This is a genomic window from Pluralibacter sp. (assembly GCF_019237635.1).
GTDB lineage: Bacteria > Pseudomonadota > Gammaproteobacteria > Enterobacterales > Enterobacteriaceae > Enterobacter_B.
In genome coordinates this window covers 1-16015 of record NZ_JAFAGS010000133.1, presented here as the reverse complement: position 1 = coordinate 16015, position 16015 = coordinate 1, and the positions used below count along the sequence as shown (strand labels likewise).

Genomic DNA, 16015 nt, shown 5'->3' with positions numbered 1-16015 from the left:
ACTGAACGATGCGCTCGGCGAGCGCGCGCATCTGTGTTTCTCTGCGGTCGACTGTCTGGAAGTGCTGCCGAACGGCTGCAATAAAGGCGCGGCGCTGTCGGTATTAAGCGAACATCTCGGCGTGGGAATGGCGGACTGCATCGCCTTTGGCGATGCCATGAACGATCGTGAAATGCTGGGGCTGGTAGGGCAGGGTGTGATTATGGGGAACGCGATGCCACAGCTGAAGGCCGCGCTGCCCCATTTACCGGTTATCGGACACTGCCGAAATCAGGCGGTATCCCACTTTTTGAACCATTTGCTGGATACACCGAATCTGCCTTATTCCCCCGAATAATGAGACCCTTCCAGCGGGCCGGAGAAGCTTATCTTCTCCGGCTTTTTTTTATTTTGTCAGCGCCGTGAGCTGCGAAGCCCACGGTGTCAAATCGCCAATATTGGCGGCAACCCACTGCGGGTTGTAATAGGTCTCAAGGTAGCGCTCGCCGCTGTCGCACAGCAGAGTGACTATCGAACCGCTGCGCCCTTCATCACGCATCCGCGCCGCCAGCTGCAACGCGCCCCACATATTGGTGCCGGTGGAGGCGCCGACCTTACGGCCAAGCTGGCCTTCCAGCCACTGCGCGGTAGCGACGCTCGCGGCGTCCGGCACGCGCAGCATCTCGTCCACGACGTCAGGAATAAAGGAGGGTTCGACGCGCGGGCGGCCAATGCCTTCGATTTTGCTGCCGACCGGGCTTCTCAGGTTCGCATCGCGCTGCTGCCAGTAGTCGAGAAAGACCGAGTTCTGCGGGTCCACCACCATCAGTTGGGTATCATAACCCTGACAGCGGATATAACGGCCGATGGTCGCCGAGGTGCCGCCAGTACCTGCGCTCATCACCACCCAGGCCGGAACCGGGTTGGGTTCGTGCGCCATCTGGCGGAAAATACTGTCGGCGATATTGTTGTTGCCGCGCCAGTCGGTGGCGCGCTCGGCGTAGGTGAACTGGTCCATATAGTGACCGTTGAGCTCACGGGCGAGCATTTCCGAGGCGGCGTAGATTTCGCAGGCGCTTTCGACAAAATGGCAGCGACCGCCGTAGAATTCGATCTGCTCGATTTTACGCTTCGCCGTACATGACGGCATCACCGCAATAAAAGGCAGGCCGAGCAGACGGGCGAAGTAGGCCTCCGACACGGCGGTGGAGCCGGAAGAGGACTCGATGATCGTCGTCCCTTCGTTGATCCAGCCGTTGCACAGGCCGTACAGGAATAGCGAGCGCGCCAGGCGATGCTTCAGGCTGCCGGTTGGATGCGTGCTCTCATCTTTGAGATAGAGCTGGACTCCCGGAAACGCTGGCAGTGCGAGGCGGATAAGGTGAGTGTCGGCAGAACGCTGGTAGTCGGCGTTGATTTCACTGATGGCATGTTTAACCCAGGCGCTGTTCATCATTGATTCCTGTTTGTCATTTTGTGCCCAGCATAGCGGAAAGCACAGAAAAAATTGTTGCTATTTAGCCTTTGAAATAGAATTAACAGAGAAAAAAATTCTCTGCGAGTGGCTTATGATAGATAAAATTGACCGCAGGCTGCTGGCACTCCTGCAAGAGGACTGCACCCTCTCTTTGCAGGCGTTGGCCGATGCCGTTAATCTGACCACCACACCCTGCTGGAAGCGGCTGAAACGCCTTGAGGACGAGGGCATTCTCCTCGGACGGGTCGCGCTGCTGGATGCGGAAAAACTCGGGCTGGGGCTGACGGCGTTTGTGCTGATTAAGACCCAACACCACAGCAGCGAATGGTACTGCCGCTTTGTCACTGAAGTGACGCAGATGCCTGAAGTCCTCGGCTTCTGGCGAATGGCGGGGGAGTATGACTACCTGCTGCGCGTTCAGGTCGCGGACATGAAACGCTACGACGACTTTTATAAGCGCCTGGTGAACAGCGTACCTGGCTTGACCGATGTGACCTCAAGCTTTGCCATGGAACAGATTAAATACACTACCGCATTACCGGTTGAATAATCTCTTATTAAGACTTTGGATCTTTTCGCGTGCGACTTTTTGCTCAATTAAGCTGGTACTTCCGTCGGGAATGGCGTCGCTATCTCGGCGCGGTGTGCCTGCTGATTATTATTGCCATCCTGCAGCTTATTCCGCCGAAAGTGGTGGGGTATGTGGTGGATGGCGTCACCCAACAGCATTACACCGCCTCGCGGGTGCTGATGTGGGTGGCGACGCTTTTGCTGATTGCTGTGGTGGTTTACCTGCTGCGGTACGTCTGGCGCGTGCTGCTGTTTGGCGCATCCTATCAGCTGGCGGTGGAGCTGCGGGAAGATTTCTACCGCCAACTGAGCCGCCAGCATCCGGAGTTTTACCTGCGCCACCGTACCGGCGATTTAATGGCGAGAGCAACCAACGACGTCGACCGCGTGGTGTTCGCCGCCGGAGAGGGCGTGCTAACGCTGGTGGACTCGCTGGTGATGGGCTGCGCGGTGCTTATCGTCATGTCCACACAGATAAGCTGGCAGCTCACGCTGCTGGCGCTGGTGCCGATGCCGATTATGGCGCTGGTCATTAAGCGCTACGGCGATATGCTCCACGACCGCTTTAAGCTGGCGCAGGCCGCCTTCTCAGGGCTTAACGACCGGACTCAGGAGAGCCTCACCAGCATTCGCATGATCAAAGCCTTCGGTCTTGAGGACCGCCAGTCGGCGCAGTTCGCGGCGGAGGCGGCCGATACCGGCGCGAAAAATATGCGCGTGGCGCGGGTTGATGCGCGCTTTGACCCGACTATTTATATCGCCATTGCGATGGCGAACCTGCTGGCGATCGCGGGCGGCAGCTGGATGGTGGTGCACGGCAGTATGACCCTCGGACAATTGACCAGCTTTATGATGTATCTCGGGCTGATGATATGGCCGATGCTGGCGCTGGCGTGGATGTTTAACATTGTGGAGCGCGGCAGCGCCGCCTACAGCCGTATCCGCGCGATGCTGGCCGAAGCGCCGGTAGTGAGCGACGGAAGCGTTCCGGTACCGCCCGGACGCGGCGCGCTGAACATCGCCATTCGCGAATTCCACTACCCGCAAACCGTGAAAGCGACGCTGTGTAAGGTCAACATCACGCTGCAACCTGGACAGATGCTGGGGATCTGCGGCCCGACCGGGGCCGGGAAAACCACGGTGCTGTCGCTTATCCAGCGGCATTTCGACGTTGAGCAGGGGGAGATTCGCTTCCATGATATCCCGCTCACGCAGCTACAGCTCGATAGCTGGCGCAGCCGTCTGGCGGTGGTGAACCAGACGCCGTTTCTATTCTCCGACACGGTGGCCAGCAATATTGCGCTGGGTAAACCGGGCGCCACCCAGCAGGAAATTGAGCATGTCGCCCGGCTTGCCAGCGTGCACGACGATATTCTGCGCCTGCCGCAGGGGTATGACACCGAAGTGGGCGAACGCGGCGTGATGCTCTCCGGCGGACAAAAACAGCGTATTTCGATCGCCCGCGCGCTGCTGCTGGATGCGGAGATCCTCATTCTCGACGATGCGCTGTCGGCGGTCGACGGCCGTACCGAACATCAGATCCTGCATAACCTGCGCCAGTGGGGCGAAGGGCGCACGGTGATTATCAGCGCGCACCGCCTCTCGGCGCTGACCGAGGCCAGCGAAATCGTGGTGATGCAGCACGGGCATATCGCCCAGCGCGGACAGCACGAACAGCTGGCGGCGCAGGCAGGCTGGTACCGCGATATGTACCGCTATCAGCAACTGGAGGCGGCGCTCAATGATGCGCCGGACGCGCAGGGCGAGGAGGCAACAGATGCGTAGTTTTGGACAGCTCTGGCCCACCCTGAAACGTCTTCTGGCCTATGGTTCGCCGTGGCGAAAGCCGATGGCGATTGGCGTTGTTATCCTGTGGGTCGCGGCGGCGGCAGAGGTGAGCGGACCGCTGCTGATCAGCTATTTTATCGACAATATGGTGGCGAAAAGCGACCTGCCCTGGGGGATCGTGGCGGGGCTGGCGGCGGCCTATGTGTGCCTCCAGTTGCTGGCGGCATCGCTGCATTATGCGCAGTCGCTGCTGTTTAACCGCGCGGCGGTCGGCGTGGTGCAACAGCTGCGTACCGACGTAATGGACGCCGCGCTGCGCCAGCCGCTCAGCGAGTTTGACGTGCAGCCGGTCGGGCAGCTTATCTCTCGCGTCACCAACGACACGGAGGTTATCCGCGACCTCTATGTCACCGTGGTGGCGACGGTGCTGCGCAGCGCGGCGCTGATCGGCGCGATGCTGGTGGCGATGTTCAGCCTCGACTGGCGCATGGCGCTGGTGGCGATCGCCATTTTCCCGGCGGTGCTGGTGGTGATGGTGATTTATCAGCGTTACAGCACGCCGATCGTCCGTCGGGTGCGCGGCTATCTTGCGGATATCAATGACGGTTTTAACGAAGTCATCAACGGCATGAGCGTGATTCAGCAGTTCCGCCAGCAGGCGCGCTTCGGCGAGCGGGTTGGGGAGTCCAGCCGGTCGCACTATATGGCGCGGATGCAGACGCTGCGCCTGGACGGGTTCCTGCTGCGCCCGCTGTTGAGCCTGTTTTCGTCGATGGTGTTGTGCGGCTTGCTGATGATGTTCGGCCTGACGTCGATGGGCACGATTGAGGTCGGGGTGTTGTACGCGTTTATCAGCTACCTCGGGCGTCTTAATGAACCGCTGATTGAGTTGACCACCCAACAGTCGGTGCTGCAACAGGCCGTCGTTGCCGGTGAACGCGTGTTCGAGCTCATGGACAAACCGCGGCAGAACTATGGCCAGGACGTCATGCCGCTGCAAAGCGGCGCCATTGCGTTTGAGAACGTCTCGTTCGCCTATCGCGACGATCGTCTGGTGCTGCAGGACATTACTCTGACGGTGCCGTCGCGCAGCTTTATCGCGCTGGTTGGACACACCGGCAGCGGCAAAAGTACGCTCGCCAGCCTGCTGATGGGGTACTATCCGCTGACCCGCGGCGAGATCCGCCTTGACGGTCGACCGCTGCCGTCGCTGAGCCACAGCACGCTGCGCCAGGGCATCGCTATGGTGCAGCAGGACCCGGTGGTGATGGCCGACACGTTCTTTGCCAACGTTGCGCTGGGGCGTGATATCAGCGAAGCCCAGGTCTGGCAGGCGCTGGAAACCGTCCAGTTGGCGGAGATGGCGCGAGGTCTGAGCGACGGTATCTACACGCGTCTGGGCGAGCAGGGCAATAACCTTTCGGTTGGGCAGAAGCAGCTGCTGGCGCTGGCGAGGGTGCTGGTGGATACGCCGCAGATCCTTATCCTCGATGAGGCAACGGCCAATATCGACTCCGGTACCGAGCGCGCTATCCAGCAGGCGCTGGCGACGGTGCGCCAGCACACGACGCTGGTGGTGATTGCCCATCGCCTGTCGACCATCGTCGAGGCGGACACCATCATGGTGCTGCATCGCGGACAGGCGGTTGAGCGCGGAACTCACCAACAGCTGCTGGAAACGAAAGGCCGCTACTGGCAAATGTATCAGCTACAGCTGGCGGGCGAAGAGCTGGCCGCCAGCATCGAAGAAGAGTCGCTTATCGCCTGATGCACCACGAGCAGGCACTCTGCTTACACGCACCAGAACGGGTGCAAAACACCAACGCACCCTGCACCGGCATGGTGCGTTTTTTTTATCTCTCTCCCTCCAGGGCGCGTCAGTACGCGCCTGGATAGCCGTTTCTACTTCTGGCACGCCGATTGCTATATCTCCGTCGTGAGTGACGGCCATTACCGAATTCTGACTGGAGGGGATCTATGAAGCTGGTTACCGTGGTAATCAAACCATTCAAACTCGAAGACGTTCGCGAAGCGCTGTCTTCAATAGGCATTCAGGGGCTGACCGTGACTGAGGTGAAAGGGTTTGGCCGCCAGAAGGGGCATGCCGAGCTTTACCGTGGCGCGGAGTACAGCGTCAACTTCCTGCCGAAGGTCAAAATCGATGTCGCCATCGCGGATGACCAGCTCGATGAGGTCATCGATGTGATCAGCAAGGCAGCCTACACCGGCAAAATTGGCGATGGCAAAATTTTCGTCGCCGAGCTGCAGCGCGTAATTCGGATTCGCACCGGCGAATCCGACGAAGCGGCGCTTTAACTCCTGACACACAGTGATAGGGATCGAGAAAATGAACAAAGTACTGCTGAAAACAACCCTCGGTATTCTGGCGCTGCTGCCGGGGCTTGCACTGGCGGCGCCTGCTGTCGCGGATAAAGCCGATAATGCCTTCATGATGATCTGTACCGCGCTGGTGCTGTTTATGACCCTGCCGGGGATTGCCTTGTTCTATGGCGGTCTGATCCGGAGTAAAAACGTGCTGTCCATGCTGACGCAGGTGACAGTAACATTCGCGCTGGTTTGCGTGCTGTGGGTGGTGTACGGCTACACGCTGGCGTTTGGGACGGGCGGCAACTTTTTCGGCAGCTTTGACTGGATAATGCTGAAGAACATTGAGCTGAAAGCGCTGATGGGCACGTTCTATCAGTATATTCATGTGGTCTTCCAGGCCTCATTCGCCTGTATTACTGTCGGGCTGGTGGTGGGGGCGCTGGCGGAACGCATCCGCTTCTCCGCCGTGCTGATTTTCGTGGTGGTGTGGATGACGCTCTCCTATGTGCCGATTGCGCACATGGTGTGGGGCGGCGGCCTGCTGGCAAGCCACGGCGCGCTGGATTTCGCGGGCGGTACCGTTGTTCATATCAACGCCGCGATCGCCGGTCTGGTCGGGGCGTACATGATGGGCAAACGCGTCGGCTTCGGCAAAGAGGCGTTTAAACCGCACAATCTGCCGATGGTGTTTACCGGTACGGCAATCCTTTATATCGGCTGGTTCGGCTTCAATGCGGGCTCCGCGAGCGCGGCGAGCGAAATTGCCGCCCTGGCGTTTCTCAACACCGTCGTCGCCACCGCGGCGGCAATCCTCGCCTGGGTCTTTGGCGAGTGGGCGCTGCGCGGTAAGCCGTCCCTGCTGGGCGCCTGTTCCGGGGCAATCGCGGGTCTGGTGGCGGTCACGCCAGCCTGCGGTTACATCGGCGTAGGCGGCGCGCTGATTGTCGGTATTGCGGCGGGCCTGGCCGGGTTTTGGGGCGTAACGGCGCTCAAACGCTGGCTGCGCGTGGATGACCCGTGCGATGTGTTCGGCGTTCACGGCGTGTGCGGCATCATTGGCTGTATCCTGACCGGGATCTTCGCCTCGGCGTCGCTCGGCGGCGTGGGTTATGCGCAAGGCGTCACCATGGCGCATCAGGTGGTAGTGCAGTTAGAGAGCGTGGCGCTCACCATCGTCTGGTCCGGCGTGGTTGCTTTCATCGGCTTTAAGCTGGCGGACCTGACCGTTGGGCTACGCGTGCCGGAAGAGCAGGAGCGCGAAGGGCTGGACGTAAACAGTCATGGCGAGAATGCTTACAACGCCTGAGTGGTTGGGATATATCCAGAGTACGAAAAAGCCTCCGTCGGAGGCTTTTTCGTCTTTACGGGAGGCGTCAGACCGCGCGGTTACGCATCACGCCTTCTTGCACCGTCGAGGCGACCAGGATGCCGTCCTGCGTATAGAACTCACCGCGCACAAACCCGCGGGCGCTCGATGCCGAGGTGCTCTCTACGCTGTACAGCAGCCAGTCGTTCATGTCGAACGGGCGGTGGAACCACATCGAGTGATCGATAGTCGCCACCTGCATCCCTTTTTCCAGAAAACCCACGCCGTGCGGCTGAAGGGCCACGGGCAGGAAGTTGAAGTCAGAGGCGTAGCCGAGCAGGTGCTGGTGGACGCTAAGATCTCCCTGCACCTTGCCGTTAGCGCGGATCCACACCTGGCGGGCGGGTTCGGCGACATGGCCTTTCATCGGGTTATGAAACTCAACCGGGCGAATCTCCAGCGGCTTCTCGCACAGAAACTTCTCTTTTACCTGCGGCGGCAGCAAATGCGCCAACGACTGGGCGATATGGGTTTCTGACTTGAGTGAGTCGGGCGCAGGGGCGGACGGCATCGTTTTCTGGTGCTCATAGCCCGGCTCTGGCGCCTGGAAAGAGGCGGTCATGTAGAAAATCGGATTACCGTTTTGCACGGCGGCGATGCGGCGGGCGCTGAAACTGTTGCCGTCACGCAATACCTCGACGTCATAGACAATCGGTTTCTGGCTATCGCCTGGGCGCAGAAAATAGCTGTGGAAGGAGTGGATCATTCGTTCCGTCGGTACGCTTTCCTTTGCCGCATACAGCGCCTGGCCGACCACCTGGCCGCCGAAGACCTGGCGTAACCCCAGGTCTTCGCTTTGACCGCGGTACAATCCCTCTTCTATTTTTTCCAGCTTTAATAAGCTAAGTAAGTTGGAGAGCGCTTGACTCATACATGTCCTCAATAAGAAATAGGTTCGCCCAGAAGACGGGAATAGGCAGAGTATAACGCAGTTTTCAAAGTGGTCCGATGGGTGCAATAGTCTGAATAATGTGTGAATTACAGGCAATTAAGTGTGACATGTGCCACACTTAATGAGTGATAAATGTTTAGAGTCAGCACGAAAGTAGGATAAACACCTGTTTTCGTGTGAATGATAAGGAGAGCATAATGAAACTCGTCGCTATCTTAAGTGGTTTAGCGGTTGCCGTTGCCCTTTCTGCGTGCGCGCATAAAAGCGCAAATGTTCCTGCTCCGGCGCCCACTACTGCTGCTTCTGTCACTACTGCACAGCCCGCGGTTCAACAGCCTACCGTTTCCGGTACCGTGTGGATCCGCCAGAAAGTCGCGTTGCCGCCGGATTCGGTGCTGACCGTTACGCTGTCCGATGCGTCGCTGGCGGATGCGCCAGCGAAAGTGTTGTCGCAGAAAGTCACCCGTACCGAAGGGAAGCAGGCGCCGTTCAGCTTTGCGCTACCCTATAACCCGGCCGATATTCAGCCGAACGCACGCATTCTGTTAAGCGCCGCGGTAATGATCAACGGCAAGCTGGTGTTTATCACCGATACCGTTCAGGAAGTTATCAACCACGGTGGTACCAGAGCGGATCTGACACTGGTTCCGGTACAGCAGACTGCCGTACCCATGACCTCAGGCGCCTCTGACCAGATGCAGTAAATCTGCCCCCCCTCCCGCCCGGGAGGGGATTAATAGACCCAGCGGTACTTCTGCATATCGATTTTCCCGCTACCGGAGACCTGGACGCCTTCAGAAAGGAGCGCCTGACGCTGCCGTTGCAGATCCGGTCCGGTGAGTGAAATCGCGCCGTGGCGATTGACGACCCGGTGCCAGGGCAGGGTCGAGCCTTCGGGCAACCGCCGTAGAACACCCCCTACCTGACGCGCCGCGCGCGGCGATCCCGCAAGGCGAGCCACATCGCCGTAGGTCGTGACATAACCTTCAGGAATTGATGCGACAATCTGCCAGACCCTGACGGGGAAAGTGTCAGGTAACGGTTCGGGGGACGAGTCGTAAGAATCCATAATGCTTACCAGGCAGGGAAAAGCACAGGATAAGCGACCCTGTTATGATTGTGAAGGTGCGCAGCAGTAACGTTCAGACCGACGGCTGAACAGTGAATTCCAGCGCCAGACCAATCACTTTCGTGCTGCTGGCGGCGGGCTGATCGCGCATTGCCACCAGGCTTTCCAGAAATTTCAGCTTTCTCGCTTGGGTATTAATAATCATCTTGGCCCGGAGATCGGGCAGCGCCTGCGAGCAGATAGGGTAAATGACGCGTCCGGATACCGCGACCGGGATCCTTCTCAGGTTCACGTGGCGCACCACGCCTACTGTAGAGTAGAGGACAGCGATGGGCGTAACGAACAGCATCGGCTGTTCGCTGATGCTGACGAAATCCAGCAGCAGCTCAGGGCGCAGGTAGTTGAGCCCCTCGTGGTGAAGGGTCACGCCGTCGATGGCTGGCATTGCGAGCGTCAATGTCTGGGGAAGCGTGTTGATCATGGAGGCACCCTGAAAGAATGAAAACGATACGTCGATCACATTCAAATAGTGTGACATGGGTTAGCTAATTTACTGCGAAGACGCTCGCAATATGCGCATCTGTCGCAGTACGGTGTGTTGCGAAACTTATCTTTTCGCCCGGAATGCGCAATAAACCATCATCCGGAAGGCTGCGGCTTGCAATTGCCGGGCGGCATAGGGATAATGCGCCAGCGCGTTGGATAACAACGCTCTCAATGGGGGCTCTGTTGGTTCTCCCGCAACGCTACTCTGTTTACCAGGTCAGGTCCGGAAGGAAGCAGCCAAGGCAGACGACGTGTGTGCCGGGATGTAGCTGGCAGGGCCCCCACCCATTTCTGCTAAGTGCATGATATTCATCATGTAACCACTGTTTTTCGTGCATTGAAACGGCGGTGATACAACTTTTGTGTATCACTTAGGACGCTAATCAATGTCGCATCTTATGCTTTCCCGCCACGGGATCTGGTACTACCGTAGGGTCTACCTGACACCTCGGAAACGCCGTGAAATTCGTATTTCTCTTCGTACACGTTCCAAGCGTGAAGCCTTGCTCCGTGTGGAGAAATATCTCACTTCACAACCTTTCCACTGCGTTCCGCAGTCCATCCCGTCACACACTGCAACCCCCTCTGCTTCCTTCCAACAACCACAACAGAAAAAGCCATTCAAGAGCCTGAAGAGTGAACTTGATAAGTATACGAAAAGCAAAGCGGGGTCCGTTGGTGAGCGTGAAATACTGACGATCAACAGGTGTGTGAATGCTTATCTGACTTCTACAAAAGAACCTTTCAGCAAGAGAAGCGCGGCGGCGTTTGTTGATGGTCTTGAAGGTTCTGCATCTACCAGAAACCGCTACATCAAGAAGAACTCAGCGTTTTTCAAATGGCTTGCGACTCGTACTGATGAGGATATTCGAAACCCCTTTGAGGGAATGAGAGTGAAGGAAACCACTGCACCAATGGATCGCCGTCCTGCGTATACGCTCAACGATTTGAAACGTCTGCACATCGCTATGATTGGTCTGAAGGATTGGAAGCGCTGGATCATTCTTATCGGGCGGTATTCCGGTATAAGGCAGAATGAAATCTGCCAGCTTTACCACAATGATGTGATGAAAGTAGACGGGATCTGGTGCTTCCGTGTCGATAACCTGAATCCAAATCAGACGCTAAAAACGGAAAGTTCGCGGCGGTTTGTACCGATCCATTCACAGTTGCTGGCGCTTGGCTTGCTGGATTTCATCAAGGAGAGGAAAGGGCATATATTCCCAGAGCTAACCTTGCACTTGGGCAGCTATGGTCACTATTTCAGCCGCTGGTTTACTAGGTTCAGGGGCAAGCATGGTTTACCTGAGTATCATTCATTGCGACATTATGCCGCTACAGCATTTAAACAGAATGGCTTCCCTGAGCAGTTCGCATCCCAGGTACTCGGACACTCTAACGCCACAATCACATATAACCGTTACGGGAAAGGTGTCGATGTCTCGTGCTTGGTTGAACTGGTGGAAACTCTGTAGAACAAAAAACTATGTGGGTGCAAAGCGGAGGCTGAATTTCCTCCGCTTAAGCTCGATATTATGGTTTTGGGAGAGTCTTGTCTGTTTTGCAACGGCTAAGAGGCAGAATTTTAGAGCTGTAAATCTTTGTCACCTTCTTATCGCTGTTGTTTACGTCAACTCGAATACATGAGCAACCATATCCATAGTTGCCGTTGGTTTTAACAAATTGGTCATCCGGGAAATCCTTTAATTTTTCGGTGCCTGGAGCAGAATATCCACCTTGCAACGAAATATCCCAAGTACCATCTTTATCAATAAGCCATTGATTGGCTGGTGTAGGGTTTTGCAACCAGCCGCACCGCAACTCACTGGCAAAAGCATGACTGCTTAAAATCAGTAAGGCCAATGGTAAAATTTTTCTCATTGCCATTACTCATTGCTGTTTTTTGGACCAACACCCGTCTTTGTGGGCTTGAGAGTGTCAGAATGAACCCAGCCAGTAATGGGATTACCATTTTTTTTGAAATACATGATTGAGGTGAATCCGTTGTAATCTGCGTAAACGTTAACCAAATCCCCTTGTACGATAAAGAGATCTTTAATCCGACAGCTTTCATCAGGAGCACTGTAAAAATAAGTTCTACCAGTACTTTTAATTACATACCCTGAGTTGTCAGAAGGTATTTTTTCCTGTTTTTTAGCGGCTATGTTATCAGCATCGCTGCATTTTGAATTTTGGGCTGGTAATACCCTAAAATCATCTGGATCGCTGCCTTGGTTTGTGTAAATTAGGCCATCAGATTTGCTTATGCGTAGATCAAATAATTTTGCTGATGTCCCTGTATCTCCGCCGCATTCTGGCTTTGAATGATTCTCGCGAACAGGGATTAGAACATAGGCATCATTACTACTATCAATATCAAATGCCAGGCACTCACCTTTGACTGAAGTTAGGTGGTAATCACGGATAGCATCATATGCCTTGAGTACCATTTCATCGTTTTCCGAGCCAAACGCAGAGAAACAGAACCAGACTGAGAATAGTAAAAAAAACTTATTTATCAAATTCATATAAATCATACCGTTCCATAAGGTGGATAAGTTTTGGAGCATAATCGGGATCAGTTGCATAGCCAGCTTTAGCAATTTCAGTGATGAATTGGTTTGGCTCAGTGGTGTAACTGAATGCAGGCTTGTATCGTTTGTTTTCGTTCAAAAAACGACCGTAATCATCAGCCGACTCAGCGTAATCTGCGTATGCGCGAAAAGTATCTTTAATATGGATTACCTTACCGTTAATTACTTCAGTTGTGCCAAATGACGTACTGTTCCCGCTAGGTGACTTACCTTTAATGCCAAAGTATGCATTATTTTTGACATGTTTCCCCCAGCCGGATTCCAAAGCTGATTGTGCGAGTAGCACTGATGCTGGAACTCCCCATTTTGCTGCGGCTAGCTCTGCTGAAGTTGAAGCCATGTCAAGAAATTCTTGGACATTTTGAGGTCTGTTTACATTTTTCCGTGACTTAATTTTTATCGCATCGAGAAATACCAGTGGGTGCATGTGCCACAGGGTTTCTGTCATCTCCGGCACCTGGTTCATCCAGCGCACACCTTCCAGATAACTCACCGAATAATCATACCATTCAGGCGCGTCCTGTTTTATCGACTGCAAAAATGTTTGCCAGATAGGGTCACTCGGGCTGAAATACCACTCGCTGGGGTGCTTAACAATCATCTTATTTTTCACATCCCGGTAAGACGGGTTATGAATGGCGCTCAGATATTCTTGCGATGAGTAAGGGCTGATATTGCCATCTATCCGGTACAGTAACCGCTGGTAATTATGCGGCACAGCGCGGTGGGTTATCCTTGTGTCCTTGCTGGAAGCCTGAAACAGAGCATCGTAAATCTTGCGGACAAGGCCCTTTGGCGGTGTCTTACCGTCCAGATGGTCAAAGCTCACGGGTGTTTCATCAACCGCTGTTGAAAAGCCCCGCTTTTCAAGGTCGTACTGAGACAGCATTTCTACTGAAGTGTCGCTTTTTGGTACATAGCCGTTGGCATAGGGCAGAAACCAGTATTCAGCCTTATCTGCGTCCTGTTCTGTTCTGACCTGATTCAGTATCAGAATGGCCTCACCTCGTGTACTTCTCCCGTCAGGCGTGATGGTTTTAGTGGTCAGATTTTTAGCACACAGCGGCGTTCCGTCTGGGAACTTCACGTAAAGCGGATTATCCTTGCCTACATGCTCCGGGTTTTGCAGAAAGGCCGGTAAGTTCTTATCGGTGCTTATACATTCAATATGCACCTGGTGGCGTTTGTTATAACCGCCATCCTTTGGTAACTGAAAATACCCCATATGGCCCACGGCATCCCCGGCCTTAATCAGGTAAGGGGTCGGGCAGACCACTTTATCAAACTGCATAACCGCTTTTGCCGGAGGCAGCAGGTTAGCCCACCATGCCGGACGGACCGGGCCGCTGTCCGGCAGCAGATTACCTTTATCGCATACCGTCCAGAGCTTATCCCCGGCCTTAAGGGTCATTTTATCGTTTATCCCCTCCACCAGCGACACATGCGCGTACTGTCGCCCGTTAGCGGTCATATGGGCGGCAGGGTCTGCCTTATTCCAGTTCACACGGGTGCCGGGGGGCAGTGTCGCCGCCACCCATTGCAGGGAATTATCAATATAGGCGCGCAAATGCTGGCCATCAGCGACTTTATAAACACCGCTTTCATCAGGGTAGGCGGACCACGGAGCAAGATGAATATACGCCGTATAGAACGTCAGGGCACTGGCGGCGGTTTGTCCTGGTTGAACCTTGTGTCTGACCAGGACAAAAGAGGCAGAGTAAGCCAGTTCACCGGATTCCCATTCAAGGGTCTGATAATCCCGGTTAACCCGATAAGCCACCACTTCGCCGTCTGCCATGCAGCGTATCGGCTGTTCGCCTTTATAGGGAACGGGGTAGTCAATGGCTTCCTTTGGCGACTTACCACTCAGGGCGCACCATGGGGTGGTTTCATCGGTGATATGAATGCCGCCGTGCCACATGGCGTTAGAGCCAATAAGGTAATGGCCTGTAGATTCCCCCTGAATATGGGTCTGAATATCGTCAAGGTTACTGAAATCCCCGCCCCGGTTATTTTTCGGTACAGGCCAGCGGATAGTTGGCATCAGAGAACCATTATTCGGCTGTGGCATACTAATTCCTTGTACTTTAAATGGTTAAACAATGCTCATCATACAACGCTCAGGGCGTAACCAAAACTTCCTTAATTTGATCAATTTGTTACTGAATAGTGCAGGAAAATGAAAAAATCCCCGGCTCTGTTGTGGATCTGCTAGACCGTCAGCCCAGGCCCTGTGTAAAAAGCGCTTTTCTTCGCCAAATATCGCTACGTGATGCCTTCAGCGACGCGCCTCACCACAACAGGTAGTGCAGTGACGCTGGGGAGATAACTTGATGTTTTGAAGTACCATTGGTCACTAATTGTACAGCTATTTAACATATTGTATCTTGCACGTACTTGACTTGTAACAGCAAAGTTGTAATGTCCGGCTTGGGCTAAGTTAAGATGTCCGGCGTGTATAATCAAGTAAGGATTACCATGACGGCTCTCGCAGCGGAGTTTTTCACTTTGGATGAAGTTAACCGACTCAAGATTATTCAGGACGTCATCGACCGGCGTCTGACAACACAGATGGCAGCTCAGCGGCTTGGGATGTCCGACCGTCAGTGCCGCCGTCTTCTTGCTCGTTATCGTGAAGATGGTCCACTTGGAATGGCCAGCCGTCGCCGTGGTAAAGCAAGCAACCATCAGTTGCCTCAGGGACTGGCTGCTTACGCGCTCAATATTATTCGAGAACGCTATAACGATTTCGGCCCGACGCTGGCCTGTGAAAAGCTGTCTGAGGTTCATGGCGTACATCTTTCCAAAGAAACTGTGCGTAAGCTGATGACTCAGGCCAGCCTGTGGGTCCCACGTAAGCAACGTGCGCCAAAAATTCAGCAGCCTCGTTACCGTCGTGCCTGTGCCGGTGAACTCATACAAATCGACGGCTGTGATCATCACTGGTTTGAAAACCGGGGACCTAAGTGTACGGCACTGGTTTACGTAGACGATGCAACCAGTCGTTTAATGCAGCTTCGTTTCGTGAAATCTGAGTCTACTTTCACCTATTTTGAAGCGACCCGTGGTTATATCGAAAAACATGGTAAACCGCTTGCACTGTACAGCGACAAAGCCAGTGTATTCAGGATCAACAATAAAAATGCAACCGGCGGCGACGGCGATACACAGTTTGGCCGTGCGATGCACGAACTGAACATTCAGACCATCTGTGCAGAAACCAGCGCAGCAAAAGGTCGTGTTGAGCGGGCGCATCAGACCCTTCAGGACTGTATTAGCTCAGACCTGATCTGACAGTTACCGGTTATTTATACAGGTATCTGTCAGATTACATCTGGCTTAAATTTTTCTCAGCCCAGATGCGTTTTCCATCAAGTAATGTTTCCATTGGCGTCCGGCCACAGCA

General features: G+C 54.7%; 15 protein-coding genes, 1 other RNA gene and 1 pseudogene. 10 read left to right on the top strand and 7 right to left on the bottom strand.

Annotated features, from left to right (window positions below; genetic code table 11):
* The coding region (locus JO226_RS15650; RefSeq protein WP_293602464.1) for an HAD-IIB family hydrolase at positions 1-337 on the top strand (337 nt) is incomplete at its 5' end.
* Positions 338-385: 48 nt separating this feature from the next.
* Here the strand turns inward: JO226_RS15650 and JO226_RS15645 are convergent.
* Positions 386-1435, bottom strand: coding sequence for a PLP-dependent cysteine synthase family protein (locus JO226_RS15645; protein ID WP_293602463.1), 1050 nt, complete (start codon positions 1433-1435; stop codon positions 386-388).
* Between the two features lie 112 nt (positions 1436-1547).
* Between JO226_RS15645 and JO226_RS15640 the strand changes: the two genes are divergently transcribed.
* The 5 genes from JO226_RS15640 to amtB all read left to right on the top strand — a co-directional run bounded on the left by JO226_RS15640 (position 1548) and on the right by amtB (position 7448).
* Positions 1548-2006, top strand: a complete 459-nt coding sequence (locus JO226_RS15640) for an Lrp/AsnC family transcriptional regulator (protein ID WP_293602462.1) — start codon at positions 1548-1550, stop codon at positions 2004-2006.
* Between the two features lie 29 nt (positions 2007-2035).
* A complete protein-coding gene (locus tag JO226_RS15635; protein WP_293602461.1) occupies positions 2036-3811 on the top strand; it encodes a SmdA family multidrug ABC transporter permease/ATP-binding protein in 1776 nt (591 codons plus the stop codon).
* On the top strand, positions 3804-5582 hold the full coding sequence (locus tag JO226_RS15630) for a SmdB family multidrug efflux ABC transporter permease/ATP-binding protein (protein ID WP_293602460.1): 1779 nt from the start codon (positions 3804-3806) through the stop codon (positions 5580-5582). The genes JO226_RS15635 and JO226_RS15630 overlap by 8 nt, the downstream gene beginning before the upstream one ends.
* 209 nt (positions 5583-5791) lie before the next feature.
* Positions 5792-6130 (top strand): P-II family nitrogen regulator, encoded by a 339-nt coding sequence (glnK, locus tag JO226_RS15625; protein WP_232927911.1) that lies wholly within the window; start codon positions 5792-5794, stop codon positions 6128-6130.
* Between the two features lie 31 nt (positions 6131-6161).
* The gene (gene amtB, locus JO226_RS15620) at positions 6162-7448 is read left to right on the top strand and encodes an ammonium transporter AmtB (RefSeq protein WP_293602459.1); all 1287 of its coding nucleotides are present in this window, start codon (positions 6162-6164) and stop codon (positions 7446-7448) included.
* A 67-nt stretch (positions 7449-7515) separates the two neighbouring features.
* Here amtB and tesB read toward each other — a convergent pair whose 3' ends face one another.
* On the bottom strand, positions 7516-8379 hold the full coding sequence (tesB, locus tag JO226_RS15615) for an acyl-CoA thioesterase II (RefSeq protein WP_293602458.1): 864 nt from the start codon (positions 8377-8379) through the stop codon (positions 7516-7518).
* 218 nt (positions 8380-8597) lie between these two features.
* Here tesB and JO226_RS15610 point away from each other — a divergent pair, with 218 nt between their 5' ends.
* Positions 8598-9104, top strand: a complete 507-nt coding sequence (locus tag JO226_RS15610) for a YbaY family lipoprotein (RefSeq protein ID WP_367273562.1) — start codon at positions 8598-8600, stop codon at positions 9102-9104.
* Between the two features lie 29 nt (positions 9105-9133).
* Here JO226_RS15610 and JO226_RS15605 read toward each other — a convergent pair whose 3' ends face one another.
* Both JO226_RS15605 and JO226_RS15600 read right to left on the bottom strand, forming a co-directional pair.
* Positions 9134-9469: an MGMT family protein gene (locus JO226_RS15605; RefSeq protein ID WP_293602457.1), complete on the bottom strand. Its 336-nt coding sequence runs from the start codon at positions 9467-9469 to the stop codon at positions 9134-9136.
* A 73-nt stretch (positions 9470-9542) separates the two neighbouring features.
* Positions 9543-9950, bottom strand: coding sequence for a dTDP-glucose pyrophosphorylase (locus JO226_RS15600; RefSeq protein ID WP_293602456.1), 408 nt, complete (start codon positions 9948-9950; stop codon positions 9543-9545).
* A 246-nt stretch (positions 9951-10196) separates the two neighbouring features.
* On the opposite strand from JO226_RS15600, the gene ffs reads away from it, so the two are divergent.
* Both ffs and JO226_RS15590 read left to right on the top strand, forming a co-directional pair.
* Positions 10197-10293, top strand: an RNA gene (ffs, locus tag JO226_RS15595) — signal recognition particle sRNA small type.
* 108 nt (positions 10294-10401) lie between these two features.
* Positions 10402-11490 carry a site-specific integrase gene (locus JO226_RS15590; protein ID WP_293602455.1) on the top strand — a complete coding sequence of 363 codons (1089 nt, stop codon included), beginning with the start codon at positions 10402-10404 and terminating at the stop codon, positions 11488-11490.
* Positions 11491-11548: 58 nt separating this feature from the next.
* Here JO226_RS15590 and JO226_RS15585 read toward each other — a convergent pair whose 3' ends face one another.
* Genes JO226_RS15585 through JO226_RS15575 form a run of 3 tightly spaced genes read right to left on the bottom strand, consistent with a single transcriptional unit; the run spans position 11549 to position 14680 of the window.
* On the bottom strand, positions 11549-11896 hold the full coding sequence (locus JO226_RS15585) for a DUF4087 domain-containing protein (RefSeq protein ID WP_293602454.1): 348 nt from the start codon (positions 11894-11896) through the stop codon (positions 11549-11551).
* A 5-nt stretch (positions 11897-11901) separates the two neighbouring features.
* Positions 11902-12552, bottom strand: a complete 651-nt coding sequence (locus JO226_RS15580) for a hypothetical protein (RefSeq protein WP_293602453.1) — start codon at positions 12550-12552, stop codon at positions 11902-11904.
* Positions 12527-14680, bottom strand: a complete 2154-nt coding sequence (locus JO226_RS15575) for a glycoside hydrolase family 73 protein (RefSeq protein WP_293602452.1) — start codon at positions 14678-14680, stop codon at positions 12527-12529. The genes JO226_RS15580 and JO226_RS15575 overlap by 26 nt, the downstream gene beginning before the upstream one ends.
* A gap of 407 nt (positions 14681-15087) precedes the next feature.
* Between JO226_RS15575 and JO226_RS15570 the strand changes: the two are divergent.
* Positions 15088-15879 (top strand): annotated as a pseudogene (locus JO226_RS15570) (ISNCY family transposase); the annotation flags it as partial.
* Between the last annotated feature and the right edge of the window lie 136 nt (positions 15880-16015).

Coding starts and splice junctions, on each gene's coding strand:
- JO226_RS15605 (WP_293602457.1), bottom strand. CDS start 9,469: ATGGATTCTTACGACTCGTCCCCCGAACCGTTACCTGACACTTTCCCC.
- glnK (WP_232927911.1), top strand. CDS start 5,792: ATGAAGCTGGTTACCGTGGTAATCAAACCATTCAAACTCGAAGACGTT.
- JO226_RS15575 (WP_293602452.1), bottom strand. CDS start 14,680: ATGCCACAGCCGAATAATGGTTCTCTGATGCCAACTATCCGCTGGCCT.
- JO226_RS15590 (WP_293602455.1), top strand. CDS start 10,402: ATGTCGCATCTTATGCTTTCCCGCCACGGGATCTGGTACTACCGTAGG.
- JO226_RS15580 (WP_293602453.1), bottom strand. CDS start 12,552: ATGATTTATATGAATTTGATAAATAAGTTTTTTTTACTATTCTCAGTC.
- tesB (WP_293602458.1), bottom strand. CDS start 8,379: ATGAGTCAAGCGCTCTCCAACTTACTTAGCTTATTAAAGCTGGAAAAA.
- amtB (WP_293602459.1), top strand. CDS start 6,162: ATGAACAAAGTACTGCTGAAAACAACCCTCGGTATTCTGGCGCTGCTG.
- JO226_RS15645 (WP_293602463.1), bottom strand. CDS start 1,435: ATGATGAACAGCGCCTGGGTTAAACATGCCATCAGTGAAATCAACGCC.
- JO226_RS15585 (WP_293602454.1), bottom strand. CDS start 11,896: ATGAGAAAAATTTTACCATTGGCCTTACTGATTTTAAGCAGTCATGCT.
- JO226_RS15600 (WP_293602456.1), bottom strand. CDS start 9,950: ATGATCAACACGCTTCCCCAGACATTGACGCTCGCAATGCCAGCCATC.
- JO226_RS15630 (WP_293602460.1), top strand. CDS start 3,804: ATGCGTAGTTTTGGACAGCTCTGGCCCACCCTGAAACGTCTTCTGGCC.
- JO226_RS15640 (WP_293602462.1), top strand. CDS start 1,548: ATGATAGATAAAATTGACCGCAGGCTGCTGGCACTCCTGCAAGAGGAC.
- JO226_RS15610 (WP_367273562.1), top strand. CDS start 8,598: ATGAAACTCGTCGCTATCTTAAGTGGTTTAGCGGTTGCCGTTGCCCTT.